The organism is Streptomyces abikoensis (assembly GCF_014648775.1).
Lineage (GTDB): Bacteria > Actinomycetota > Actinomycetes > Streptomycetales > Streptomycetaceae > Streptomyces > Streptomyces abikoensis.
The window spans coordinates 1,411,781-1,436,668 of sequence record NZ_BMRT01000001.1; the positions used below are offsets into that span (position 1 = coordinate 1,411,781).

The 24,888-nt window shown below is 69.5% G+C and carries 26 protein-coding genes and 1 pseudogene; 9 read left to right on the forward strand and 18 right to left on the reverse strand.

The features are described from left to right. Positions 1–101: 101 nt before the first annotated feature. Both IE096_RS06125 and IE096_RS06130 read right to left on the reverse strand, forming a co-directional pair. Positions 102–1,325, reverse strand: a complete 1,224-nt coding sequence (locus IE096_RS06125; RefSeq protein WP_189449104.1) for a hypothetical protein — start codon at positions 1,323–1,325, stop codon at positions 102–104. A gap of 242 nt (positions 1,326–1,567) precedes the next feature. Next, positions 1,568–1,876: a hypothetical protein gene (locus tag IE096_RS06130; protein WP_189449106.1), complete on the reverse strand. Its 309-nt coding sequence runs from the start codon at positions 1,874–1,876 to the stop codon at positions 1,568–1,570. A gap of 532 nt (positions 1,877–2,408) precedes the next feature. On the opposite strand from IE096_RS06130, the gene IE096_RS06135 reads away from it, so the two are divergent. Beyond that, positions 2,409–4,214 carry a hypothetical protein gene (locus tag IE096_RS06135; protein WP_229819953.1) on the forward strand — a complete coding sequence of 602 codons (1,806 nt, stop codon included), beginning with the start codon at positions 2,409–2,411 and terminating at the stop codon, positions 4,212–4,214. Between the two features lie 82 nt (positions 4,215–4,296). Here IE096_RS06135 and IE096_RS06140 read toward each other — a convergent pair whose 3' ends face one another. From IE096_RS06140 to IE096_RS06215, 16 genes and pseudogenes are all read right to left on the reverse strand, one after another. After that, a complete protein-coding gene (locus IE096_RS06140) occupies positions 4,297–5,166 on the reverse strand; it encodes an SMI1/KNR4 family protein (protein WP_189449109.1) in 870 nt (289 codons plus the stop codon). A gap of 168 nt (positions 5,167–5,334) precedes the next feature. Beyond that, on the reverse strand, positions 5,335–6,087 hold the full coding sequence (locus tag IE096_RS06145) for an SPDY domain-containing protein (protein ID WP_268248285.1): 753 nt from the start codon (positions 6,085–6,087) through the stop codon (positions 5,335–5,337). A 41-nt stretch (positions 6,088–6,128) separates the two neighbouring features. Next, on the reverse strand, positions 6,129–6,407 hold the full coding sequence (locus tag IE096_RS06150) for a hypothetical protein (protein ID WP_189449113.1): 279 nt from the start codon (positions 6,405–6,407) through the stop codon (positions 6,129–6,131). A 41-nt stretch (positions 6,408–6,448) separates the two neighbouring features. Next, on the reverse strand, positions 6,449–6,838 hold the full coding sequence (locus tag IE096_RS06155) for an SPDY domain-containing protein (RefSeq protein WP_189449115.1): 390 nt from the start codon (positions 6,836–6,838) through the stop codon (positions 6,449–6,451). A 246-nt stretch (positions 6,839–7,084) separates the two neighbouring features. Beyond that, positions 7,085–7,543: an SPDY domain-containing protein gene (locus tag IE096_RS06160; RefSeq protein ID WP_189449117.1), complete on the reverse strand. Its 459-nt coding sequence runs from the start codon at positions 7,541–7,543 to the stop codon at positions 7,085–7,087. Positions 7,544–7,615: 72 nt separating this feature from the next. Then, a pseudogene (locus IE096_RS32070) lies at positions 7,616–7,936 on the reverse strand (SPDY domain-containing protein); the annotation flags it as partial. A gap of 136 nt (positions 7,937–8,072) precedes the next feature. Further along, positions 8,073–9,818 carry an Ig-like domain-containing protein gene (locus IE096_RS06170; RefSeq protein ID WP_189449119.1) on the reverse strand — a complete coding sequence of 582 codons (1,746 nt, stop codon included), beginning with the start codon at positions 9,816–9,818 and terminating at the stop codon, positions 8,073–8,075. 241 nt (positions 9,819–10,059) lie between these two features. Then, positions 10,060–10,932 (reverse strand): winged helix-turn-helix transcriptional regulator, encoded by an 873-nt coding sequence (locus tag IE096_RS06175; RefSeq protein ID WP_189449121.1) that lies wholly within the window; start codon positions 10,930–10,932, stop codon positions 10,060–10,062. A gap of 88 nt (positions 10,933–11,020) precedes the next feature. Beyond that, positions 11,021–11,443, reverse strand: a complete 423-nt coding sequence (locus IE096_RS06180) for a hypothetical protein (protein ID WP_189449123.1) — start codon at positions 11,441–11,443, stop codon at positions 11,021–11,023. Positions 11,444–11,482: 39 nt separating this feature from the next. Further along, positions 11,483–11,971 carry a hypothetical protein gene (locus tag IE096_RS06185; RefSeq protein WP_189449125.1) on the reverse strand — a complete coding sequence of 163 codons (489 nt, stop codon included), beginning with the start codon at positions 11,969–11,971 and terminating at the stop codon, positions 11,483–11,485. Positions 11,972–12,109: 138 nt separating this feature from the next. Then, entirely contained in the window at positions 12,110–12,904 is a 795-nt protein-coding gene (locus IE096_RS06190) for a hypothetical protein (RefSeq protein WP_189449127.1), read from the reverse strand. Between the two features lie 54 nt (positions 12,905–12,958). After that, positions 12,959–13,648, reverse strand: coding sequence for a hypothetical protein (locus tag IE096_RS06195; protein WP_189449129.1), 690 nt, complete (start codon positions 13,646–13,648; stop codon positions 12,959–12,961). Next, the gene (locus tag IE096_RS06200) at positions 13,645–14,259 is read right to left on the reverse strand and encodes a DUF3631 domain-containing protein (RefSeq protein WP_189449131.1); all 615 of its coding nucleotides are present in this window, start codon (positions 14,257–14,259) and stop codon (positions 13,645–13,647) included. Before IE096_RS06200 ends, IE096_RS06195 begins: the two co-directional genes overlap by 4 nt. Continuing rightward, positions 14,256–14,747, reverse strand: coding sequence for a hypothetical protein (locus tag IE096_RS06205; protein WP_189449133.1), 492 nt, complete (start codon positions 14,745–14,747; stop codon positions 14,256–14,258). Before IE096_RS06205 ends, IE096_RS06200 begins: the two co-directional genes overlap by 4 nt. Beyond that, positions 14,744–15,376 (reverse strand): DUF4913 domain-containing protein, encoded by a 633-nt coding sequence (locus IE096_RS06210; protein WP_229819954.1) that lies wholly within the window; start codon positions 15,374–15,376, stop codon positions 14,744–14,746. The genes IE096_RS06205 and IE096_RS06210 overlap by 4 nt, the downstream gene beginning before the upstream one ends. A 155-nt stretch (positions 15,377–15,531) precedes the next feature. Beyond that, positions 15,532–16,293 carry a DNA-methyltransferase gene (locus IE096_RS06215; protein ID WP_189449137.1) on the reverse strand — a complete coding sequence of 254 codons (762 nt, stop codon included), beginning with the start codon at positions 16,291–16,293 and terminating at the stop codon, positions 15,532–15,534. 492 nt (positions 16,294–16,785) lie between these two features. Between IE096_RS06215 and IE096_RS06220 the strand changes: the two genes are divergently transcribed. From IE096_RS06220 to IE096_RS06255, 8 genes are all read left to right on the forward strand, one after another. Next, positions 16,786–17,949 carry a C40 family peptidase gene (locus IE096_RS06220; RefSeq protein WP_189449683.1) on the forward strand — a complete coding sequence of 388 codons (1,164 nt, stop codon included), beginning with the start codon at positions 16,786–16,788 and terminating at the stop codon, positions 17,947–17,949. Between the two features lie 256 nt (positions 17,950–18,205). Next, positions 18,206–18,514: a DUF6112 family protein gene (locus IE096_RS06225; RefSeq protein WP_049714171.1), complete on the forward strand. Its 309-nt coding sequence runs from the start codon at positions 18,206–18,208 to the stop codon at positions 18,512–18,514. Beyond that, a complete protein-coding gene (locus tag IE096_RS06230; protein ID WP_189449139.1) occupies positions 18,514–19,218 on the forward strand; it encodes a hypothetical protein in 705 nt (234 codons plus the stop codon). The genes IE096_RS06225 and IE096_RS06230 overlap by 1 nt, the downstream gene beginning before the upstream one ends. A 31-nt stretch (positions 19,219–19,249) precedes the next feature. Continuing rightward, on the forward strand, positions 19,250–20,713 hold the full coding sequence (locus IE096_RS06235) for an SCO6881 family protein (RefSeq protein WP_189449141.1): 1,464 nt from the start codon (positions 19,250–19,252) through the stop codon (positions 20,711–20,713). 132 nt (positions 20,714–20,845) lie between these two features. Continuing rightward, positions 20,846–22,315, forward strand: coding sequence for an SCO6880 family protein (locus tag IE096_RS06240; RefSeq protein ID WP_189449143.1), 1,470 nt, complete (start codon positions 20,846–20,848; stop codon positions 22,313–22,315). A 32-nt stretch (positions 22,316–22,347) separates the two neighbouring features. Continuing rightward, on the forward strand, positions 22,348–22,830 hold the full coding sequence (locus IE096_RS06245) for a DUF6238 family protein (RefSeq protein ID WP_189449145.1): 483 nt from the start codon (positions 22,348–22,350) through the stop codon (positions 22,828–22,830). Between the two features lie 36 nt (positions 22,831–22,866). After that, complete coding sequence (locus IE096_RS06250) at positions 22,867–24,381, forward strand: putative type IV secretion/conjugal transfer ATPase (RefSeq protein WP_189449147.1); 1,515 nt, start codon at positions 22,867–22,869, stop codon at positions 24,379–24,381. Between the two features lie 42 nt (positions 24,382–24,423). Further along, on the forward strand, positions 24,424–24,870 hold the full coding sequence (locus IE096_RS06255) for a hypothetical protein (protein ID WP_189449149.1): 447 nt from the start codon (positions 24,424–24,426) through the stop codon (positions 24,868–24,870). The last annotated feature ends 18 nt before the right edge of the window (positions 24,871–24,888 follow it).

The following is a 24,888-nucleotide window of genomic DNA, read 5'->3' on the forward strand; positions in this document are numbered from 1 at the left end:
GAAGTGCACACCATTGGGGATGCGCCTCTCCGTCACTAACTTGTCGGCTCTCATAGGTGTAGCTCTGGGCACAGGTGCATTTGGCTGCACACGTCTGACCATCACCTGTGTCGAGGGTTTAGACCCGTATGCCAGCCGATATCCAGGCCCGTCGAGTCCTTCAGGACCTTGTTCAGCGCTTCGGCCTCTCCCTGATCTTCAAGCAGCGTGCGGGGAAGGTGATCAGAGGCGAGAGGGCCGGTGCCGTGCAGAACGTCGTCGTAGGCCGATGCCACGGCAGCGCTGATCAGCAGATCAGTGGCCTCATCACGGTTCACGTGCTCCGCTGGCCACCGGTACTCGCCCTGGCTCACCTGGAACACGGGGAACAACCACCACATGTCCCGGTCGGGGTCGATGAACCTGAGCGCCCGGTCATCCAGGAAATTGACGCCGTAGTGAGTGAGTGCGCAGACGTCCTCCTCGCGGAGATGGAGCAGGTGTGAGGCGCACAGGAAGGAAACGGCCGGGGTGCGTTCGGCGAGGTGCATGGGTACTGTGGCGGCCTCCCGCAGCGTGGATAGTCCGGACAGACGGGATACCACACGTCCCATCCGGAGCCCGCTGCGTTTGGCCAGCACGCGCTGGAAGTGAGCCGTCGTCTCATGACTCGGGTGCTGGAACTCCAGATCGCTTTCCCAGTCCGCCATCGCCTTTGCCGCCGCCGCGAAGCGGTAGGGAGGGTACAGCTCTCTCCAGTCGACGGACGGGTCGTCGGAGGTCAGGCCCGGGACGACCGGGTTCAGTGCGAAGTCGATCAGAGCCAGGACGACACTTCCACCAAGGTCCCTCCCCGCCAGAGCGTTCGCCAGACGCCACGGAAGCCCGTACTCGCCGTTCATCTCCTCGAGCAGGAACTCACGCAGCGTCGGGTCGGCCATCCGCATGAAAGCACCCTCGAACTGGAAAAGTTCGTCGATCACCGCCGCACACTCAAACAAGGTTCGAGTACTGAGCGGACCTTCGGAGGTGGGTACCAGCTTGAGTGGCCCCACAACGCTGACGCGTGTTCCCTCAGGGTGGTCTACCATCTCCACGCCCGCGCCCTGACGCCATGCATCTTCCAAGGAATTCTCGAACGCCGCCCGGGCGTCCCAGGACGTAGCACCGAACTCTGTCAGGCCCTCCGGGTCCAGTAGAACGTAGTAGGCATGGTAGAGATTGAGCCAGTCCAGCTCGTTGTATCTCAGCTCTCCACTTGTGTACTGGGGATAGCGCTTGAAGGAGAGAAAGGGCAGTCCGTTAGCCCGGCCCTCGTGGAGGATCTCGGTTTGCTGCTGGCTCATGCGGGAGATCGTGTACGCGGCTAGTTGATCCCTCGTACGCCGTAACAGGCTCAATAGGACGCCGACGGTCGATCCGTGGTACCGCGCCCAGTGGCTGCTCTCATGGACGTAGGTCTTGTGCCAGGAACCGACCGCGGTTATGAGGTCTTTGGTACGAGTACGGGTCGGATCCTGGAAGAGCATCTGGCTTCGCAGATTCAGCTCGGCGCCGCTGGAGTTCCGCAGGCGAGGAGAGTGGACGGTCATTGGCCCGCGCCTTCCGCGTCCTCCCTGACACCTTCGGCGCGAGGGCCCACCTCATCCACAGGTCCACGGTCACGCGCCCGCTCGACCAAAGCCTTGAGCGCGTCGTACAGCGTGTTCGTAGCCAGTCCGGCCGCGACAGAGATGGCGAGCTCCGCCCACTGCGCGTGACGCAAGGAATCGCGTCTGTCCTGGCGGAGGGGCGTGAGGGCAAGCGAGCATTTTCCGGCCAGGTGCGGATCCGACTCGATCTCCCGCACGAGCACCTTCAAGTTCGCGGTCTCACCCCGGTATTCAGTGATCAGCATGACAGGAGCCTACAGTCACCCTTCACACCTCGGGGCGGGTTCAGAGCACCCACCTCATCTCCGGGAAGGCATCGGAGTCGGCGAACCAAACGACCGGATCACGCCAGTAACCGACTGTGACACCAGGATTACTCGACAGCTGAAGCGGCCTTGCGGTCTCGTAGCGCCAACACCGCTCGCATGCTGCGCAATCAACCGCCACCGCCACGCAACTCCCCTGCCTGTCCGAGCGGTTCAGCTTCGCGACCACGCAAAGGCCACACAGGCGAATGGCGATCTCGCGTCTATGACTCGGGAGGTACGCATGGTGGGCTTGTGTCGAACGTACGTACCTTCAAGGGGAGGATCGTTGAGACGCATACGCACTTTATCGACGCTGCGGCACCTCGCTGTCGGCGCTGCCCTGGCTGTTCTCGTGTGTGGGGGAACAGCATCGGCCACCGGGTTACCACCAGGCCCCAGCCCCTCGGCGGCGCCGGCGTCGCGTCCGGCGGCCGGGCCGGAGAACACGGCTGCGGCAGGGGCGCGGCCCGTGTCCGGAAAGAACCCGGCGGCCGGCCCGCAGTACACCAAGTCCGGCAGCACCTGGCGCGTCATCACCCCGGAGACGGTGCTGCGGAACACGGTCACCGACGCCGACGGCCACACGGCCAACCTCACGTTCGAGGTGTGGACGACAGACGCTGACGGCAAGCCGAAGACCCAGGTCAAACTCACCGACGCCAACCCGTACGGCGTCCTGGTGTCGCCCTTCGTCGCGTCGGGGAAGACCGCGCAGGTCACCGTCCCGTACGGCAGGCTCAAGCCGGGCGTGACCTACACCTTCCACACCTCCGCCTACGACGGAAGCCTGTACGAGACCGACTGGTCGCCGTGGGCGAACTTCCGCATCGAACCCTATGTGACATTCCCCGCGCCGCAGGCGTCGTCGTCGATCGACCCGCTCGCGCAGAAGATCATCGAGTTCACGCGCTCCGACCCGGGACCCGCGCTGCCGACCCTGCGCAAGGACGGCACGACCCTCAAGGCCCCCACGAAGAAGCGCACGTGCGGCAAGCCCGACGCGCAGGGTCGCGAGCTGTGCTTCGAGCTGAACCCGCCGTCCAAGAAGGCTCTCCGGTCGGCGGCGCCCGTGGGCCCGGCCGTCGATCTGGTCGACTGGTGCTTCGACAAGCCGTCCGGCCTGGACTACATGAACCGGACCGAAGCCTGCATGAAGAGCATCGGCACCGGCACGCTGATCTTCACCAGCACCGACCCGAAGAAGCCCGCGCTGGGGACGGCCACCTTCAACATCGAGCAGCGCATCAAGACCTACCCGAAGAAGGGCGACAGCGGCTCGGACTTCGCCGAGTTCGACCAGCAGATCGTGCTGGTGCCCCAGCACATCGACCCCGAGCTCAAGGGCGTCCGCATGAAGTGGAACGCCGGGTCGTCGTGCAAGTCCTGCGTGACATCGAACATCCGCTGGGCGGACAACCAGAACAACACTGCGGGCGACGCGTACTGGGACGCCGCGACAGCCGACCCGTACAGCGGGCGCTGGGGAACCATCCAGACCACCTGGTCCGGAACAGGCAAGGAGACCATCGACCTCGGATGGTCCGTCACCGCCACCGTGGACGCCGGCGGGAACCCCGCCACGGCCAACTTCGGCACCAGCGGGGTCCCGTCCGTGCGCGAGCTCGCCCCACGCTGCGACGACATCCTCAAGGGCGTCTCGCCCGGCTGTGTCCTGCCGTTCTTCAAGCCCACCTACACCGTCGACACCAACCTGTACCCGGCCGCCGGCGCGTACTACTGGCTGATGCAGGAGAAGATGCCCGACCACGCCGGCTCGAAGAAGTGGGACTCCCTTCTGCACTACCTCGGCCCGGACACCACCGTCACCAACCCCAACACCGGCAAACCGTGGACCTCCGACGACAGCCGCGGCAAGGTCTGCGGCAGCTGGACAGCCCACCAGAGCGACGCCTCTGTGGGCACCATGGACTGCGACGAATACGCCATGGCCTCCACCCACGAGAGCGGCGGATTCCCCGGCGGCCTCAACCAGGTGTCCAACGGCGACCAGTGCACCCAGCTCTTCACCGACAAAACGGGCGACGGCAGCGCCACCTTCGGCCTGCTCGCCGACACCCGCAAGGCGACGAACGGCCCCACCTGGAAGGAGAAGTGCGGCCGGGCCGGTATCGAGTCCACCCAGAACCGGCAGGCATTCAGCAAACTGAACCCCACGATCTGGCGCCTACTGGACAACGACGGATTCATCGTCAGCAACCCCGGCTTCGAGCACTGCGCGAACGCCGACACCACCTGCGCCTGGCGCAAGGTCTGACACATCCTGCGTGACGCGAAAGGGGTGGGAGCCGACATACCGGCTCCCCCCCCGTCTTTGGTCCCGTAGTCCGGTCCGTGGGTCAGGCCGGCTCGCTGCCGAGCCCCCACGCCAGGGCGCCGTCAACCAGGCTGGGCTTGTCCGGACCGGCAAGGGACGGCACCTCCAGGGCGTCCGCCATCTCCTCCAGGTAGCTGGTCAAGGACTCGAACTCGACCTGACGGTTGGCGAACTCGTCCCATGACCACACCTCCCCCGTCCCGGCATCCAGGTAGAGGCCGGACGACCAGCTGTGCTCGCCAAGCGTGCACACCGGTATCCATCGGCGATCCCACAAGTGGTCGTCGTAGACCTCTCCCCAGTGCCGATGAAGATCGATGGCCTCGGCGATGGTCATGAGCTTCGCGTTGTCCTGCAAGAACGCCGCACCCACAGAGGAATGGACGCCCCGGTGCAGTCCCCACAGGGCCTTCAGCTCGGCAGGAACCCTGACACCAAGTTCGCCCTCCGCCCTGTCGATCTCCTCCCGTGAGGCCCCGGCCTGCAACGAGGCAAACGAGACAGGCGCATGCTCGCGAAGCCACGTCTCGATCCGCTTCCACGCCCCGGTCACCTGCCGTACCGCGATCTCTTCAAGGCGGGAATCCGGCACCTGGTCGCGGTCGTCGTCGCCGGTGACGGGCAGCTGTGTCGCAGTGATGCCCCTGATCTCCGCCCGGCCCTCTTCCAGCAGGGGTGGGCCGTAGGCGTAGTGCACCTGCAGTGCCGGGCAGTCCTCGAAGGTGTCGCCGTCGATCTCCACGGTGTACAGGGACGGCTCGCCCTGCGGAGTACCCAGCAGGGGATCACCACTGAGCCGCGTACGCAGAACCTTCACGGCGTAACTGACGCCGCTGCCCAGCTCGTTGCAGCGCTCCTGTATGTGCGGGGGTATGTCGACGGTCGTGGACATGGCGCGATGTCTCCCTGCGGTCGTCGCGTGGTCGATGACGTGGAACTCGGATCGTAATGGAGGCCATGGCGCCGCTCCAGGCAGGCGCGGAGGCGGTCCTGCACCGGAGCCAAGGTCGCTTCCAGGCCCAGTTCGCAGGCGCGTAGGTGTTGCGGTGACGAGTGCAGTTCAGCGGGAGAGGCGGATCGTGAGGTGGCCGCCGGGGTCCTGCGGCAGGACGGAGCGGGACACGGGGGTGGGGTCGGCGAGGGCCGTGGTGAACGCGGCGACGAGCTCCTGCGGGGTGGAGGGGCTGAAGGCTGCGCACCACTGGTGAGGGAGGTGGTCGTCGGTTTGGGCCCAGGCGAGGTATCCGGGCAGGCCGGGGATGGGGTTGCCGTCCTCGATGGCCTCGGAGACCACTCCGTACGTCACCCATGCCTGGAGTTTCGGAGCGTAGTAGGTGTTGCCGGCGTCGGTCGGGTCGGTGGACCAGCGGGCGTCGGCGAGAGGCTCGAGCGGGGTCCGGCCGGGCTCGATCCCGCCGGTGACGTCCGGGGCGGTGGCGAGTGCGGTGGCGAAGGCGGTGACGAGCTCGTGGGGGACGCGGGCGGTGAAGCAGGCGTTCCACAGCGGTGGCGCGGCGACTTCGGTGCGGGCGAAGAACTCCCACACCACAGGGTCCCCGTCGAAGAGCACGTTCGGGTGTCCTGGGAGCCATTCGGCGCCCCGGAGTTGGTCGGCGTCGAGGAGGTGGCGGGTCTGGGTACGGGTGGTCCAGCAGCTCCAGCCGACGTCGACGAGGGCCTCGGTGACGCGGTCGCCGAGGAGGCCGTCGTTGCCGGCGAGGTAGCGCGGGGAGACGAGGTACGGGCCAACGTCGGCGGCTGGGGCACTGGTGCGCTGGCTGCCGGCGGCCTGCTCGGGGTCGGTCGAGGACAGGGAGAGCTCCGTTCATGTGCGGCGGTTAGTGGTCGTCCGGGTCAGCGTGCCGTGGCGCGTACCGTGCGGCGTCGAGTTTGCGGTGCGGTGGTGTCGGTGGTCCATCGCAGGGCTACGGCGACGGGGCGGGGCAGGTAGCTCTGCTGTCCGCCGTCGGCGATGAACACAGCGCGACGGCCGTCGTCGTCGAGCCCCTCGGTGAGCGTGCCGGGGTAGTGCGCGAAGGGGAAGTCGGGGCTGACGGCGAGGCGGATGACAGCGTCATCGTCGTAGGTCTGCAGATGCTGGACGAGCTCTCGCACGGTGATGTTTTGGGGCAAGATCGTTCTCCTTGGTAGGTGTACAGGTGCCGCGATCGGGGTCAGCGGGTCATGGTCGCTGCGGTCGTTCTGTATGGGGCTGCGGGTCGGGAGGTGGAGATCACCGCTGCGACGAAGGCGGCGATGAGTTCGGCTGGGGTCTCCTGATCAAAGCTCGCTGCCCAGCCGGGCACGTCCGCAGTGCCGGTGACGGCGATCTTCCAGCCCTCGCCGTCTGTCCCGGGCCGGCCTTCGGGGAAGTATCCGAGGTAGAGGCGGCCGTCCTTCGATGAGACGTGGACGTCGGCTCTGTCGTCGACCACGAAGTGGTAGTCGTCGGCATCGAATTGGTTCAGGACACGGGTGGCCTGGCCGGGGCCGATCTGCCACTCGCGCAGGCGCAGGGCGGCGAGGGCGGTACGGAATCCCGGTGTCGTCGTCTCGATGGTCATGAGGGCATCCCTTCTCTGACCTGCGGTTTTTCGGACTGGGTGACTTTGACATGGGTCCGCGACGTCTCTCCAGTCCGATACGGCTCTTCCGCGTCTGCCCTGGGCGAATCGACTACCTGCATGGCCATCTCGCCTGCCGGCGGACGACGTTCGTCGCCCGGCGACTGGTTCCGGAGTGTTCGCGGGGACGACATGACGAAGGCCCTCACCGGGGGGGTGAGGGCCTCGTGCGGGATGGGTGTGCGGTCAGCGGGCTCGGCGTCCGACCGCTGCTGTTGGTGACAGCGGTGCGGGTCTGGGTGCGGCGGTTCCAGGGCGTTGCGTGGTTGCGGTGCGGGCGCGGGCGGCCTGTGCGCGGCGTACGTCCAGGGGTGTGGGGATCGGGGGCGGTATGGGGGTGAGCTGGGCGTGGTTGCGGGTGAGGAGGGACAGTTCGCGGGCGTAGCGGGTGACGGGGGTGGGGTCGGCGATGGCTGTGGTGGTGGCGGTGATGAGCTGGGTAGGGGTGTGGGTGGTGAAGGTGACGTACCAGTCTGGGAAGCGGCGGCCGGTGCCGCCTCGGAGCCACCAGCGGGAGTGGTGTCCGGCGATCTCGCTCTGGTGGTCGGGGGCGAGGTGCTCGTAGGTGAGGCGGGCGAGGCTGTCGGGGGCGGTGAGCTCGTCCGTCCAGGCGCGCCGGTCGTGCTGCCAGCCGGCCGCGGTCATCGGAGTGAACGCCTGGGCGGGTTCGTTGGTCGCGCCGTGGAGGCAGGCGCCGGGGCCTTGGGGGTATGCGTGGGCGAGGGCGGTGGTGAAGGCGGTAACGAATTCGGTGGGGGTGCGGTCGTTGAAGGTCGCGGCCCAGCGTACGGAGCCGAAAGCATCGTCGTAGGCGCTGATGCGCCACAGGCCGTCGTCGTCTCCTTCGGGCAGGTAGCCCAGGCGGATCCGGTGGTCTGGTGCGGAGACGTAGGTGTTGCCGAGGTCGTCGTGGTGCAGGGCCCAACCAAGGTCGCGCAGGGGCTGGAGTCCAGGGTCGCCGATGGCGGTGGAGCCGGCGAGGTGGCGCGGGGAGACGAGGTACTCCTGGAACGGGTCCTCGCGGACAGAGGGGGACAGCGGTGGCTCCTGGAAACCGGGGCGGCGCCCGCCGACTGGCGAGCGCCGCGAGACGTGCGACGGAACGGGGAGGTCACAGGGGCGAGTTCCTGAACGGGAGGGGTTTCAGGCTTCCCCTCCCGGAACCAGGCGGGGGTTACTCCTGGGGTTCGGTGGTCTCGTCCTCGGCGGCGGTCTTCTGCCGGCGGCGGGTTGCCCACAGTGCGCCTCCTCCGGCCAGCAGCAGGGCTGTGGCTCCGCCCAGCGCCCATGCGGTGGTGTCGGCACCGGTGTGGGCGAGTGCTCCGCCCGGGGTGTCGGGGGTCTTGGGCTTGTCCGGCCGGTGCGGCGGGGTGGTCGGCGGCGTGGTGGGCGGGGTCGTCGGCGGCGTGGTGGGCGGGACGGGGGTGTTCTCCACCGTGACGGCGACCTGCTCCCCCGGCTTTGCCGTGAACGGCGCCGGAGTCTTGTTCAGCTGGTAGTGCTCGGGGGCCTTGGTCTCCTTGGCCCAGTAGCGGGTGCCCGCCTTGAGGTCGACGCCGAGCTTGAGCTTCGCGGTGCCGTCCGCGCCGGTGGTCAGCTCGGCAACCTTCTTGCCCGGCTGGTGCTTGCCCGCCGCGTCGATGGTGTCGGAGTCGATCTCGATGACCGCGCCCGCGAGTGCCTTGCCGGTCGACTTGTCGATCTTCTTCACCAGGAGGTCGGCGTCCTTGAACGGGTCGACGACGGTGATCGGATGGGCCTTGGCGGACTGGCCCTCGGTGATGACGATGTCCTGGTCGGGCACCAGGGCGTGGATCGTGTCGCCGCTATCGGTCTCGTGCAGGCGGTACGTGCCCGGTGCGAGGTTCTCGAACGCGAGGATGCCGTCCGCGTTCGTCCTACCTTCGGCGACGGTCTTTCCGGTGACCGGGTCGATGAGCTGGAAGCCGGCGCCGGCCATCGTGTCCTTGCCCGGGTCGGTCTTGTGGATCTCGACGCCGCCCGTGGCGGGGGTGACCTTGACCTTCGTGGTGCCTTCGGCAGTGGTGGTGTCGCCAGCCAGCAGCATGCGCTGGGCCGAGGCGTCGCGCGGTTCGAGGACTTTCAGCTGGGAGCCCGGCAGCCCGCTCGCCGTCGCCTTCACCGTGGCTTCACCGGCCGTGCCGGCGGTGAACTGCCAGCTGGCACTTCCGTCCTTGTCGGTGGTGACGCTGCCGCGGGCGGTGCCGGAGCCGGTCTCGGACAGGTCGATCTTGACGCCTGGGACCTTGGCACCGGACAGGGAGGCGGTGACCTCGACGGCCACCGAGACCTTCTTGCCCGCGGTGGTGGTCTCGATGCTCGGCTTGATGTGCAGGGTATAGGGGCCGGCGTACTTCTTCGCTTCGGCGATGTAGCCCTCGGCCAGCGTGCGGGCCGTCGGCGACACGTTCGGGTAGCCCAGGCGCTGCTTGCCGCGGGATCCGTTGAGGGCGTACTTCCCGCCGGCCAGGAACTCGTACGTCGCGGCGTCGACGGCGGCGGCCTGCTCGTTGGACTGCGTCTGGCCGTACTTGCCGATCACGTAGGAGGCGTAGGCGACGTGGGAGTCGGGGACAGCCTGGCCGGTCTCGGAGGACGTCCAGTGGGTGACGGTCTTCGGGCCGGTGTAGCCGCCGGCGGCCTGGGGGCCCTTGCGCTCGGGGTCGGCGCAGTAGGTCTCGCTGTCGCCCCAGACCTTGATGCCGGGCGGACCGTAGGCGCCGATGTGGGAGGTGGCGGCGTTGCCGTCGGAGTCCGGGATCGCGTAGCCGGGCCCGAAGTCAAGCGGCTTCGCGTCGGCGGCCTGGGCGGTCGGCATCCAGGCGAGGGTGCCGGCCACGCCGGCGGCGACGACAGTCGACAGCAGCCGGACGGTACGAGGGGTGGTGCGGGTGCGCATGGGGTGGTGGTGCTCCTGTGATGCGGAAGGGACCGGCCCCGCGCAGCGGGGACCGTGTGGTGAAGCCCGCGCCCAGCGGGGCTCGAGGCGGAAGGACGGTGGAAGGAAAGGGCCGTCAGGAGGTGCTGCTACGGTGCGCGACGGCGAGCGGTGCGGTGTATCCCCAGGCCGGGTGCGAGGGACGTGAAGGCCATCGGTTCCGGCTGAAGCTCGGCAACCGGTATGCGGGGCGTGGCGTTAGTCATCGTGACCGTCCGCTCGTCGTCGGTCCCGGGACGATGGGCTGGTGGCGGGTGGTGTGGGAGAACAGGTCGGCGTGCCGCCACGAGGGCGGTGTGCGCTGTGCGGTGATGGCCGGGGTGGTGCGGGGGCTGGTGGCGACGGCGGCCGCGGCCATTGACCGGCGCCCCTGCCCATCCTGCGCACGGTCAGCGGCCTGGGCGGGTGCCCATAGGGGGTGGTGTGCTGTGGTGGGCGGCTTGCCTGCGGCCCACGCCGAGAGCGCGGTGTAGGCCGGGCCCAGGGCGCGGGCGGCGGCGGTGAGTTGGTAGGGCGAGCGGTGGCTGTCGGTGACGCGCTCGACGAGACCGTCAGCGCCCAGCTGCCGCAGCCGGGAGGTGATCACCATCGGGGACAGTCCGGGGGCCACTTCGCGGGCCAACTCTCCGCTACGCATCGGGCCGTTGGTCTGCAGCGCCCACAGGACGGCGGTGGCGTGGCGCGGGGTGATCAGCTTGAGGACGTCCTCGACCTGCTCGGCACGGGCAGTGGGGCCGGTGTCCTCCAGGCATGAGCCGGCCCAGGCGGCCAGCGCATTCTGGGCGGGGGCGAGTTCGCGTCCTCGGTCGGTGAGGGCGTAGTAGACCGGGCGTCCGTCGGTGGCGTTGCGGTCGACGAGTCCGTGGTCGGCCAGGGCCGCCAGTCGCTGGGAGACAGCGGGATCTTTCAGCCAGGGCAGCTTCTCGCGCACCTCGTGGTAGCGCAGGCGGTCGGCTTGCTGGAGGGTCTGCAGCGTCCACACGCTCCAGCGCGGGGCGATCATCGCCAGGGACTCCTCCACACGCTGCAGGTCGTTGATGTGGGGGGTCGGGGAGGTGAAGGTGGTGGCGGTCACCGAAGGGCTCCTTGCAGAAGGTCAGCGGGTACGGGCAGCGGTTGCACACGACGCTCGGGAAGGGAGCCGAGTACGGGGCATCGGCTCGTCAGCGATTGCGGCGTACGGCGGGCGTGGTGGAGGCCGTTGCCGCCAGCCGGACCGGCAGCGCCGTGGCCACCGGGCGGGCAGCCGCAGGCCGCGAAGAGCTGGTGGGCATGGTGCGCAGCAGCTCGTCGATGGCCTGGGCGTACTGGGCTTTGGCGGTGGTAGCTGCCGCCAGCCACTGGATGTCGACGGCCAGGTCCTCGGCCGCCGGTTCCTGGCCTGGGGCGGTGGCCGTGTGGAGGCGGTCACGGACCTCGTCGAGGTGGCCTTCGGCTACGGTGAGAAACCGCCGCAGCTCGAGCATGCGCTGCACGGCCGGCGAGACCGACGCGGCGGCCTGCTGCTGGTGCAGTTCTTCCATGCTGTGGCCGAAGGCGGCCTCGATGACGCCGTCCTTGCTGGACGGAAGCAGAGCAACACTCACACAGACCTCAATATCAACGGCAAGGTGGAAAAGGGTGGTTCACCGGCGGCGGGCCGACGCCTCGGTGTGGATGGCCGTCGGCGGCACGGTGCTCACGGCCGGTACTGGCGCGGTCGCGAGCGGGTAGTTCGGGGAGTGGGCGGTGGCCGCCGCCCGTCGGGCTTGCGCCGCCACCGGGTCGGCCAGGGGACGGGAGGCTTGGCGGTCGACCAGGCGGAGCAGGGCCGTGGCCTGGGCGTCACGGGCGGCCATCGCCTCGGTGACCGCGCCCGCGGCCTCCAGCAGGTGCCCTCCGTCAACTTCACTCAGGCCGTCTTCCGCTGCGCCGAGTCGTTCGAGCAGCACGTCGTGGTGGCCTTCCAGCGTCTGCTGCAACTCGGAGAGCCGGGCGTACGCCTCCACGATCCCCGCGAGGCCCGCGTCCGGGTGCGCTGTGGTCGCGATGTGCTGCTGGAGGTCGGTGAGGGTGCGGCCGAGGGACTGCTCGATCCGTGCGCCGAACAGTGCCAGCACCTCGTCGTCACTCATCAATCAACTCCCTGGGCGATACGGGTGGTAGTGCCTCCAGGGTCGGGATGACGGCCGGTTTGGATAACCGGTGATCACGCGCTATAAGCAGACACCCGCCACCGCCCGGCTGGGGCGGCTGTGGGCAGACCCACCCGGTCAGCGCCGGAGCCCTGACGAGGGAGGCGTCGGAGGCTTGGCGGGCGGTAGGGCCGCCGGGGGCGGCTGGGGCGATCTGCGGATGGTGGTGCGGGCGGCCACGGCCCTGGACGTGGCGAGCACGCCGGGGATAGAGGTACGCGGCGCCGGAAGGGGTCCCTCGCGGCTCTCCATCCACTCCCACGCCGCTTCGGCGTTGCGGAAGGCTCCTTCGCGCAGGGTGTAGGTCGGGCTGTCGGGTGACCACGTTTCGAGAAAGAGACGGTACGGCTTGTCGGCGCTGGAGGGGTCGGCGTCGTGGACCAGCACGGACGTCTCGTACTCGGCGCAGTCGTCGGTGTAGTGCTCGACGACGGCGTACCGGGTGCCGGAGGTCATCAGCTGTTCTTCCAGGACTGTGGTGAGTGCATCGGACGGCCGTGCTCCCGTGCGCTCCGGCGGCACACGGACGGCATCCGGTTCCGCCCCTCGGACGATCAGCCACCGCTGGGCCAGGGAGATCAGAGGATGGCGCTCGGCGTCGAAGCGGAAGGTCCACTTGTCCGGGTCCCGGGTCAGCGTCACGGCCAGCAGCTGCGGGCTGCCGGGGATGTCCCAGGTTGCCGCTGTGTCATGCAGGACGAGGTAACTGTTCCGGCCGTCGTCGGTATGGTGGGTGACCAGCGGAGCGAGGCAATCGTGGTGCGTGGTCAGCGCGTGGAAGAGGTAGTCATCACTCCCATCAGCCAGGGTGTATCCCTCGAGACGGAAGTCCAGTGCGGACAGATCGGGCAGGTCGCGTTCGGGATGGTTCAACGGTGTTCTTCGATCAGGTGTCGTCCACGGCGGTGAACCGTGGCGTCGGCATCGTCAGCGTCGGCGCGGCTGGGCCGTCCGCGCAGCCACGGGCGCAGCGGTCGGGACGGTCTGTACCGCGGGTGGGCTCTGGCGGGTCCGGGTCAGACAGGCGCGGCCGGCATCGGTCAGCGTGATGGGTTGCCCGGCGTGCAGAGGCCGTGTGATGTCCCGGTTCACCAGGCCCTGTGCTTCGAGCCGCTGGAAGGCGGGCCACGTGACGCGGCTGCCGGCGGGGGTGGTCACGGACATGCGGTGGGTGAGCAGGTGCTCGCGCAGTACCGCGCCGCCGGGGGCGATGGCCACCAACGCGGCGTAGTCGGCCTGGAGAAGATCGGCCCCGGGTGGCGCCAGGCGGGGCCGGTTCCGTTCTTCGAAGGGCTCGAGCGTGCACAGCAGTTCAGCGGCGCGCTCGTCACGCTGGGCGGCGGCGTCCTGCAGCTGCGCGACGGTGCGGTCGATGCGTTGGAAGAGGGCGTCTTCGACCTCGAACTCGCCGCTGGAGAGCCGGTGGAGCAGGGTGCGGTAGAAGGTGACACCCCGTTCCGCGTCCGCCAGCGCGCGGTGCGCGGCCACCACGTCCGCAAGCCCCTCCTCGGCATGGACGCCGGTCTCCCACAGTGCGTCGATGCTCCAGCCCGTTGCGCTCTCCACCCGTGCATCGAGGGAGGTCAGCGCCTTCGGGGAAGTTCTCGCGGTGCTCACGCGGCGCGCTCGTCACGGCGGGCGGGATTGACCGACAGGTCCGGGCGGTGTCGGCGCAGCGCGGCGGTGAACTCGGAGCGCCTGTAGCCCTTGCGCTGGGTGCCGTCGGGCAGGCGGATATTGTGCGAGCGGATGCTGTAGGGGGACAGCAGGATGGCCAGGCGTCGGGGGGTGAGGTCTTCGCGCTGCCAGGTGCCCAAGGCAGGCCCCTTTGTCGAGCGCAGGGCCTCCACGATGTCCGTCGTGGGCAGGACTCCCGGGTCTCCGTGGGCGGCGAACGTCTCACGGCAAGCCCGAAGGATTCCCGTATCACCCTGGCTGTATTCCACCGCGTGATGTGCGTGCCGGCCTGCGGGCGGATGCGCGGCAACTGCCCTGGTGGCTGCGCTGTGGCGCGGTGTGGCGCTGAGCAGGTGGACGAGCTCTTCCGCACGCTCCAGCAGCTCGAGTGCCTTCTGCCGACACCGGGCGCGGTGCTCCTCCTGCAGGGCTTTGTCAGCGTGGAGGGCCGGGGTGAGCGCCGGGTACGGCAGGCGTGCGCCGGCCCCGTCGAGGCGATGCTGGGCGCAGCAGGAGGCGTCTATCAGGAGGTCAGCAAGGAAGGGCGTCATCGGGAAGGACCTTTCTGGGCGAGCGGAGCCGTCGGAGCGGCGGTGACCGCGGGGACAGCGCGGCGCTGGGGTGTGGGGGATGCAGCAGTGCGGACCGGCACGGTGCGGGGTGAACGGGCGCGGGCGGCGCTGGCGCGGGGCGACGAGGTGGTGCGTGTGCGGCCGAGCCGGTGGAAGGCGGTGTTGTACGCCTCGAAGCCGGCGCGGGGCCGCATGGCGACCAGGAAGATCTCCCGCTTGTGCAGGGAGCCGACCGGGGCGGGGCGTTCCTGGTAGACGATGCGCCAGTCGACCTTGGCGTCGACGTAGAGCTTGCGGCAGTCCGACAGGTCCTGGCCGTGCCGGTCGTCGAGACGCTGGCCGCGTTGTTCGCCGTGGACAAGGTCCTGCAGGGAGAGGAGGGCAAGGCCGCGGATCTCGGTCGGTGCCTCGCGCAGATCGTCCAGGGCGCGGGGGTCGGCGGCGAACGCGAACTTGGGGAAGCTCACGTCGGCGTCACGTGGCCTGGGTGTGTCCCGGTGGTGGGGACCGGGTCGGTGGTGGGCTTCGGGCCGGGCAGCAGGCGGTGCGCGGGCCGGGCCGGATTCGTGGTGCACGCGGCGAAAGGACCACCGGGTGCGCGGAGTTGGGCCATGGCGTGGTCGAGGTGGTCGCGGTGCCACGTCGAGGGGCCTGACGGGCCGGCCTCGGGGTCGATGTGCTGCTGCCAGGCCAGCCACAGAGCATGGAGACGGGCAACAGCCTCGGGGTGTTGGTCCCACCAGGGGCACCAGGGGGCACTGGAGGTGATCTCCCGGCCGTAGACCGGCAGGAGCAGGTCGTCGACCCAGTCGGTGAGCGCGTCGAGCTCGGTCTCGTACGCCTGGCCCTCCATGGCCATGATGAACAGCGGTTCACCACCACCGGCCGGTCCCGGGCCAGGAGCGAAGCCGCCGAAGTCGGGTCCTGGCAGGGGTATCGGCGGCGGGTCGGCGGCCAGGTGGTCCAGGACGCGGGCCTGCTCCTGGGACTGGTCGATCAGCCGGCGCACGCTCGCGGACAGATCAGCCAGGTCGAGGTCCGTCATACGGACCGGCTCCGGGATTTCTCCCGTGGAGGGGTCGGGGGAATCAGACACAAAGCTTCTTTCCAACAGGGCGAGTTCAGTGAAGGCCAGCATCCGGACTCCGGCCAGTTTGGGTAACCGGTATCCGGGCGCTATAAGCAGGCGGTATCAGCCAGCCCGTATCCGCCAAGGGCAGGGCCCGTGGCTCCGCCGGTGGGCATCGTCGGTTACTCGGTTGGGCCAGCGAGGGCGTAATCGTCCTGCGAGGAGACCGTGTGGAGAGCCTCGGTGAGCCGGTTTGCGGCGATGTCCGTGTAGTGCTTCGTCTTCTCGATGCCGATGAAGTCGTAGCCTTCCAGCAGGGCGGCGACGCCCGTGGATCCGGAGCCTGCGCAGAAGTCGAGGATGGTGCCGCCGGGCGGGCAGATCTTCACCAGTTCCCGCATCACCTCAACGGGCTTCTGCGTGATGTGCTGGCGGCCCTTGCGCGGCTGGGATCCGGTATAGAGGCCGGGCAGGTAGACCGGGTTTCGGTCGGCGTCCACTGCGCCCTTGGACGCCCAGTGGATGAACTCGCAGGACTGCTTGAAGCGGCCCTTCTGCGGACGAGCCTGGGGCTTGTGCCAGGCCAGCGTGCCCCGCCACGTCCAGCCGCCCGCCTGGAGGGCGTCCGACATCGAGCCTGCCTGGCGCCAGTCGGTGAACAGCAGCAGCGTGCCCGACGGCTTCGTCACACGGTGTGCCTCGGTGAGGATCTGCGTCAGCCAGAACGTGAAGGACCTCTGGTCCATGTTCTCGCCGGGGAAGTCCGCCAGCTGATGTTCGGCGTCGGTCGAGGTGTACTTCTGCCGTGCCGTGCGGGAGGTGCGTTCCTTGGCCGTGCGACCGCCGGAGTTGTACGGGGGGTCGGTGATCACGGCGTCCACGCTGTTGTCGGGCAGCGTGGCCAGTACGGACAGAGCGTCGCCCTGGTGCAGGGAAAAAGACATGACGAGGTCCCGTTCAAAGGGTGCGAGAGGAGAACGCTCGCATAGAAGCACGCCCTGGTGATCCAGACGGCGGCTGCGAAGCGACTCCAAACTGTAGGCCCAAAAACCCGGTTGACCCCGGGCAGAGGGAAAACTTCCCTGAATTCATTTCCGGCCGCCGAATCCTTTGGTCAACCGGGATTCCGTCCCTACAGTTCTGGTCATGCCCGCCCCGGCCACACCGGACGGCACCCCTCAATTCCCGGCTCCCTTCAGGAGAGGTCTCTTCGTCATGCCACCGAGCACCTGACACATGCCCCGGACGCGGCCCAGGAGCTGCAACTCCCCCGCGCCGGCTTGTCGCACCACCAGCAACCAGACCTGTTCCGGGCGCCTTTGGACCAAGCGCACGCCCGGACGGCTCCGCTCGAAAGACACTGCCTTGGCACACCCATGCCCTCATCCAGCCATTCCGCCGCCCCGGGCCCTTTCTGACCGGCCGGGCAGGTGGCGTTGAAGGCCGTCGTCGCGACCATCGGTGTCGCGGTCCTCAGCCCGCTGCTGCTGGCCGGCACCGCCGCGGTCGCCGCAGCCGGCGGCGGCGCAGCCAGCGCCGCCCACGGTGATTGCGGAGGCGAGGCCGGATCGGTCGACGCCGAAGCAGTCGCCAAACAGGTCAAGGACATCCTCGGCGGGAAGGGCGGCGGGAAGGTCTTGGTCGAGGGGCTCGAGCTGCCCGCCGAGCAGATCCCCAACGCCAAGACGATCGTGGCCACGGGCGTGGCCATGCACATTCCCGAGCGCGGTCAGATCGTCGCCCTGGCCACCGCCATGCAGGAATCCCGGCTCCGCAATCTCAACTACGGCGACTTGGACAGCCTCGGGTTGTTCCAGCAGCGGCCGTCCGCGGGCTGGGGAACCCCCGCCCAGGTACGCGACCCGGTGTATGCGTCCACGAAGTTCTACAAGGCGCTGCTGGAGGTGCGCGGGTGGGAGTCGATGACCGTCACCCAGGCCGCGCAGGCCGTCCAGATTTCTGGCTTCCCTGATGCGTACGCGCAGTGGGAGCCGCTGGCCCGTGCCCTGCAGTCCGCGATCATCAAGACGCTGCCGGACGGCGGCAAGTCCAAGCCCGAGGACGGCAAGACCACCGACAAGGACAAGCAGGACAAGAAGAACTCCACGACCGGCAAGGGTGGTTGCGCCACCGGAGCGGACGGGAGCAACTTCGGCACGATCCCGCCGGGCGCGGTGCCCAAGGGCTACGCGATTCCCAAGGACGCCCCGAAGAAGATCCAGACCGCGATCCGGTGGGCGCTCGGCCAGCTGGACACCCCGTACCAGTGGGGCGGCACCTGCGAAAACTCGCACGGGCCGGACCCGATGGGCCGGTGCGACTGCAGCTCGCTGATGCAGATGGCCTACCACGCCGCCGGCGTGAACATCTCCCGCACCACCTACACCCAGGTCAACGAGGGCAAGGCCGTCTCGGTCAGCTCGCTCAAGCCCGGGGACCTGCTCTTCACCCGGGGCACCGCGGCGGTGCCCGAGCACGTGGGGATGTACATCGGCAGCGGCTTGATCATCAATGCGCCGAAGACCGGTGACGTCGTGCGCATCACCACGCTCGCGAACTGGAAACCCCAGATCCTCGCCGCGCGCCGCATCCTCAACTGACCGGAACGCCCCCCAGCTTCACCGAAGCCACTCCCCTCCCCCGGCCCGGGGCACACCCCCGGGCGCCAGTGAAGCAGCTCACGTCGGCACGGCTCACGCCGTCGGCCGCGACCGCCCTTCCGGCAAGCAGGCCGAGACCTGCGCCTGAGCCCGCTCTGCGGCATTTCCCCCCTCTCCGAGGCGCTCGCCTCCACTCTCCCCCTCTTCTTTCGTCGCTTTCGCACGCTGTTTCGGCGTGCCCGCAAGGAGCTCGTCTGTGCCCACGCTCGACCATGTCCGCTACCTCGCCTACAACCCGGGCATCAGCCCGAAGGAGGGCGGGCTTCCGGGCCTGTCCGTCCTGAAGGACGTCATCTCCTCGATCAACCTCTTCGCGATCATTGCGATCGTCGGCGCTCTGGCAGTGAGCCTGGCCGTGTGGGCCTGGGGCCACTACACCGGCGGCCACCAGGCCGAAGCCAACGGGAAGAAGGGCGCGGTCGTGAGCGCCGGATGTGCGCTCGGCCTCGGCGCCGCCAACGGCATCGTGTCGTTCTTCAGCACGCTCGGGACGCAGGTCCACTAATGCTGAAACGTCACTTCAAGCGCCCGCGCACCCCACGTTTCTCCGCGCTGACCTCGCGGACGGCCTCGTGGTCGATGAACCGGCGCCTGGCCGCCGGCATCGCGGCCCTGGCGGTCCTGGCCGGTGCGGCCGGGCTGACCGCCTACCTCACCGCCGACACCGACAAGCCCGCCGGCTCGCCCCCTCCAGTCTCCGCGAGCAGCAGCCCCTCGCCCACGGCCTCGGCCGACGGTGAGGGCAGCGGCGCCGTGCCGAAGCCGCCGTCCACCCGTGACCCGGCGGAGTTCGCCAAGGCCACTGCCGGTGCCCTGTGGTCCTACGACACCCGCCGGACCACCCAGCCGCAGCACCTGGCAGGGCTGAAGGCGTGGATGACGAAGGAGCCGAAGTACACCGACTGGGACTCGGTGGCCTCGCAGGTCCCCGACCCGACGCTGTGGTCGCGGATGCACGACAACGGCCAGTACGCCACCGCGAAGATCGCCGAAGGTCACATGCCGCACGCGTTCACAAAGGCGCTCGGCGACAACCCCGGCGCCATCACCGAGGCGTATGTCTACGTGGTCACCGTCAGCGGCAAGCAGTCCATCTCCTGGCGCGGCGGCGGAGCCGGCGCCGAGGGCCGGGCGATCACGCTCGCCGTCCAGTGCCGCCCCGACCGTGACTGTGCCCTGTCCGGGGTCTCCCCCCGCGTCGCCCCCTGACCCACGCCCAGCAGGAAGGAGGTAAAAACCTGTGGGCTTCTGCAATCTCCCGCTGGTGGACAACGTCTGCAAGGCGGTCGACGCGATCGATTTCGTCGCCGACCCCGGCAAGTCCATCACCGAGGGTCTCGGCGCGTGGATCGCCAAGAGCGTCGGCGAACTCGCCGCCTCGGCAGCCGACCTGGCCGCCAAGGCTGTCGACACCACCACCAAGGTCGATCTCAATGCAGGATGGTTCAGAGACAACTACGAACTGATCCTGCCGATCGCCCTCCTGGTGATCGTCGGCACGTTCTGTATGCAGCTGGTGCGAGCCGCCTGGAAACGCGACGGCCAGGCTCTGAGCCAGGCGCTCAGCGGCACGCTGGTCGGCGTGATGTTCGCCTTCGGCGCCATCGCGTTCACCACCGTCGCCCTCACCGTCGTCGACGCACTATCGGACGGCCTGTTCAAGGCCGGGCACTCCTCGATCGCGGACTCCGTCCGCCGCATGATCAAGGTCTCCCAGTACGGCGGCATGTACGAACTGGGCTGGCTGGTACCAACGTTCGTGGCGATCGGCGCCGCCATCGGAGCGTTCCTCTACTGGTGCGTGATGATGGTCCGCAAGGTCGGCATCCTCGTCCTGGTCACGCTCGCCTGCTTCGCCGGTGCGGGCGGCGGCTGGGAGGTCGCCAAGCGGTGGCGCAAGGGCTGGATCGAAGCCACCGCGACCCTCGTGGTCTCGAAACTCTTGATGACGATCGTCTTCCTGCTGGGCGTCTCCGCCATGGGCAAGACCGAGGCGAAGGACGGGCTCGCCGCCGTCTCGGATGCGATGGCCGGCATCGTCGTGATGGTCATGGTGCTGCTGTGCCCGTACATCACGTACCGGTTCGTGCACTGGGCCGCTGATGGTCACGGCGAGGACCTCCACCGTTCCGGCGGCGCCGGTATGGCGGCTGCGTCCCGTACCGCCCAGGGCGTCGGCCGCAAGGCCATGGCCATGTCGGCCGGAGGTGGCGGCGGTGCCGCTCTGGCCGCGGCAGCCCCGCAGGGCCCGCCGCAGGTCCCCGGCCAGCTGCTGGCCAAGGCAGCTCCCTCCAGCTCCGGCTCAGGTTCCAACTCGGATTCGGATAACGACTCCGGTTCGGGAGCGAGCAGCGGGACGTCCGGTCCCGGGTCGGGATCTTCCGGGAGCCACGGCGAGGGCGGCTCGGGCGACGAGCCGACGCCCACGCCTCCCCCTCGGTTCGCCACGGACGACAGCGGATCCTCATCCCCGCAGTCCGGCCGGCTGACGGGCCAGGGCAACGGCATGCCGGCGCAGCAGTCCGGACTCATGGCCGCGGGTAGCCAGCCGGGAGCGAGTCTGGCCTCCGGCTCCGGTCTGATCGGGCAGGGACCGCCGGCCCCGACTCCGCAGGGTCCCGCGGTCTCCACGCCCAGGCCACAGCCCGTCACCCGGTCCGGCGAGACGGCCGCCCCGCCGTCGCCTCCCGCGACCGGCAGCTGACCCACCGTCCCCCACCCCTGGGGCACCCGCCGACCCAGTCCACTGCGGCGGCGGGTGCCCCAGGGCCCCACCCGGCCACGCCACCTCTTGCTTCGTCGTGCCCCCTGCACTTCCAGAACGGCCCCCATCTGTATGTCTGATCACTCCGCCGCTGTGCCGGTGACGGTGAAGTTCCCGCACCGAAGTCGCCGCGGCATCCTGCTCGGGCTCTCCCTGCCCCAGCTCGCCCTCACCGCCTCCACCCTGGCGGTGCTGATGCTCATCGTCGTGAGTACCGGCCTCACCGGCGCGTTCGCCCTCACGCCGCTGTGGGCGGCCATTGCCGCGCTGGTCTTCGTCCGCCGGGGCGGACGCTCGCTCATCGACTGGGCCCCGGTCATCACCCGCTACTCCATCCGCCGCGCCCGAGGACAGCACATGTGGTTCTCCCGTCCCTCCAGCCGCCCCCGCACTGAGGGCCTGCTCCATCTGCCGGGCACCGACGCCTCGTTGCGGGTGTTCACCTCCCCCGACCGGCAGCTCGCCGCGGTCCACGACCCGCGCGCGGGCACCATGACCGCCGTCGCCCGCATCTCCAGCCGGGCCTTCGCCCTCCTCGACCCGGCCACCCAGAACGCCAACGTCTCCGGCTGGGGCCGCACCCTGGCCGGCCTGGCCCGCACCGGGCACATCAAGACCATCCAGGTCCTCGAGCGCACGGTGCCCGACTCCGGTGACGCTCTGACCCGGCACTGGAACGAACACGGCCACCCCCAGGCCCCGGTCGCCGGCACCGTGTACGCCGAGCTCGTCGCCGCCGCCGGCCCGGCCGCCGCCCCTCACGAGGCGTACCTGGCCATCTCCCTCGACATGAAGGCCGCCCGCCGGCTGATCTCGCAGGCCGGTGGCGGACTGCCGGGTGGTTTCACCGTGCTGCAGCAGACCACCGCCACCCTCACCCAGGCCGCCCGCAATGCCGGCCTTGCGGTCACCGGCTGGCTGGACGCCCGGGAGATCGCCGCGGTCATCCGCACCGCCTACGACCCCAAGGCCCTCTCCGCCCTCCAGCAGTGGTCGCCCACCGGCCGTGCCGAAGCCGACCCGGCCGCCGCCGGCCCCGTCGTCCAGGTCGAGGAAACCGACCGGGTCATCACCGACAGCGCCCACCACGCCACCTACTGGGTCGAGAACTGGCCCCGCACCGAAGTCGGCGCCGGATTCCTCCACACCGTGCTGTTCTCCGCCGGCGTGCGCCGCTCCTTCTCCCTGATCTACGTCCCCCAGCAGCTCGAGGCGGCACTGAAGGATGTCCAGCGGAGGAAGGCGACGATCATCGCGGACGCGGCCGAGCGCCAGCGCAAGGGCCAGGTCGACAACGAGGAAGACAGCGTCGAGTACGCGGACGTCAAGCAGCGCGAGCGGCAGCTGATCGCCGGCCACGCCGACGTCGCCCTCACCGGCCTGCTCACCGTCTCCGCCGACAGCGACGACCAACTCGACGCCGCCTGCGCCCAGATCGAGACCGCCGCCGTCTCCGCCCAGGTCGACCTGCGCCGCCTGACCTACCAGCAGCCCGACGCGTTCGCCACCGCCGCCCTGCCGCTCGCCCGCACCGCCCTGTAACACCCGCAAGCCGCAGGAAGGACCACCCTCTCGTGACGCCTCCGTCCCCGCCCACCGGCAACGAGCCGCTCGCCTACCTCACCGCAGCGACCGCCGGTATCCGCCACCACACCCGCACCACCACCTCATCCCCCGGCGGCCGTCCGGCAACCCGGGCCCAGGTGGACGCCCTCCACGCCCACCTCACCGCCCTCCACACCCTCCTCGGCCGGCTCGCCGAGCAGACCCGCAGCGAACGCCCCGCCCAGAGCAGCCACTTCGCGGCGGCCCGCACCCGCCTGTGGCAGGCCGGCGAACACCTCCACGACGCCTTCCACCAATCTCCCCGCACCCCCGCACTCGACCCGGACGCGCCGCAGGACGACACCTGCCAGCAGGACATCGACCCCACCGGGCCGCCGTTCCTGACGATCTGCCTGCGCCACCTGCGCACCAGCACCCTCGTCCGGCAGCAGACGACCCCGGCCGACCTGCACTCGCCCCTCCACGGCCACGCCCGCCACCGCACCAGCTGAGACCGTTCCCCCGCTGAAAGCCGAGCACTCCACCCGATGAACCACCGGCCCGCCCGCACCGCCCGCCGCGCCAGCGCCTCCCCGCTCTTCACTCCCCACACCCGCGACCGGGCCCGACGCCGCGCCGACCGCCGACAACTGCACGCCGCCCGCGACAAGGCCCGCAAGGCCGCCCCCGCCCCCGCCCGCCGCCGCAGCCGGACGGACGACCAGGGACCGATGCCGCAGTACCCGGCCAGTGGCCGGCCGGGTCCAGCCTCGGCCCGCGGCGGGAAGCTGGCCCTGCCCGCCCACCGGATGACCACCGCCACCGTCGCCGGCGCGTATCCCTTCCTCGCCGAAGGCGGCCTCGGCGCCGAAGGCACCTACATCGGCCGCGACGTCCACGCCGAAGCCTCCTTCACCTTCGACCCCTTCGCGCTGTACGGAAAGCTCGACGGCTTCACCAACCCCAACGTCCTGCTCGCCGGCGTCATCGGCATGGGCAAATCCGCACTGGCCAAGAGCTTCGCCCTGCGCTCAGTCGCCTTCGGATACAGGATCTACGTCCCCTGCGACCCCAAAGGCGAATGGACAGCCGTGTCGGCCGCGCTCGGCGGCACGACCATCGCCCTCGGCCCCGGCCTGCCCGGCAAACTCAACCCCCTCGACGCACCCCCACAGCCCGACGGCGTGACCGCCGAGGACTGGGCCAGCGAAGTCCGCAAGCGACGCCTGATGCTGCTTGGCTCCCTGGCCCGTACCGTCCTCGGACGGGACCTGCTGCCGATGGAACACACCGCACTCGACGTCGCCCTCGACTGCGTCGTCACCCACGCCGCCCAGACCGGCCGCACACCGCTCCTCGGCGACATCGCCGCCACCCTCAACAACCCCGGCCTGCTCGACATCGCCGGCGGCGAACTCTCCGGCCGCCTCGGCGACGCCGCCCGCGACCTCGCCCACGCCATGCGCCGCCTTGTCCACGGCGACCTGGCCGGCATGTTCGACGCCCCCTCCACCGTGGCCTTCGACCCGCGCAGCCCGATGCTCACCATCGACCTCTCCCGCCTCGGCGGCTCCGGCGACGACACCGGCCTCGTCCTCGCCATGACCTGCGCCTCCGCATGGATGGAGTCCGCACTCGCCGACCCCAACGGCGGCAGGCGCTGGGTCGTCTACGACGAGGCATGGCGACTCATGCGACACGCGGGCCTGCTCGAACGCATGCAGTCCCAGTGGAAACTCTCCCGCGGCCTGGGCATCGCCAACCTCATGGTCATCCACCGCCTGTCCGACCTGCTCACCGCCGGAGACGCCGGCTCGCGCGGACGCGCACTCGCCGAGGGCCTGCTCGCCGACTGCTCCACCCGCATCGTCTACCGCCAGGAAGCCGACCAAGTCCTCGCCGCCGCCGGACTGCTGGGCCTGACCTCCGTGGAATCCCAGGCCATCGCCCACCTCAACCGCGGACGCGGCCTGTGGAAGGTCGCCGGCCGATCCTTCATCGTCCAGCACCTGCTCCACCCACAGGAACTGGCCCTCTTCGACACCGACGCCCGCATGCATTGAATCTGCATAAATGCCGAGACAAATACGGAACTAAGGCATCGCATGACAGAGTCCGCCTCAGACCCCTTCCTGGAACGCCTGCAGCAGCTGTCCACCCGGCTCAAGGCTGCCTGCGACCACCTCGAACTGCTCGACGCCACAGGCCACGTTCCCTCAACCGTCCCGGTCGGTACGATGCTGCAGCACACGGTCACCGCCCAGAGCCTCTCCCGCGACACCACGCTGCTGGCCACCGAGTTCACCACCCGGTTCACGAGCCCCTCGGACCACCTGTCCAAGGCCCATGCACAGCTGCTCACCGCCGTAGCGGACACGTGCAACGCCACGACGCTCTTCGCGCAGACCGCGCGCACCGCAGCAACTCCGCCCCGTCACGCGGGACCCCGGACGCCGACCGCTGGCAATGGCAGCTGGTCCTCGATCACGCCCATGGACGCGGCGCGCTGCGCCGGGCCTCCGAGGCCGTCAGCACTGCAGGCGGCCACGTGAAAACCCACCACGAGATGG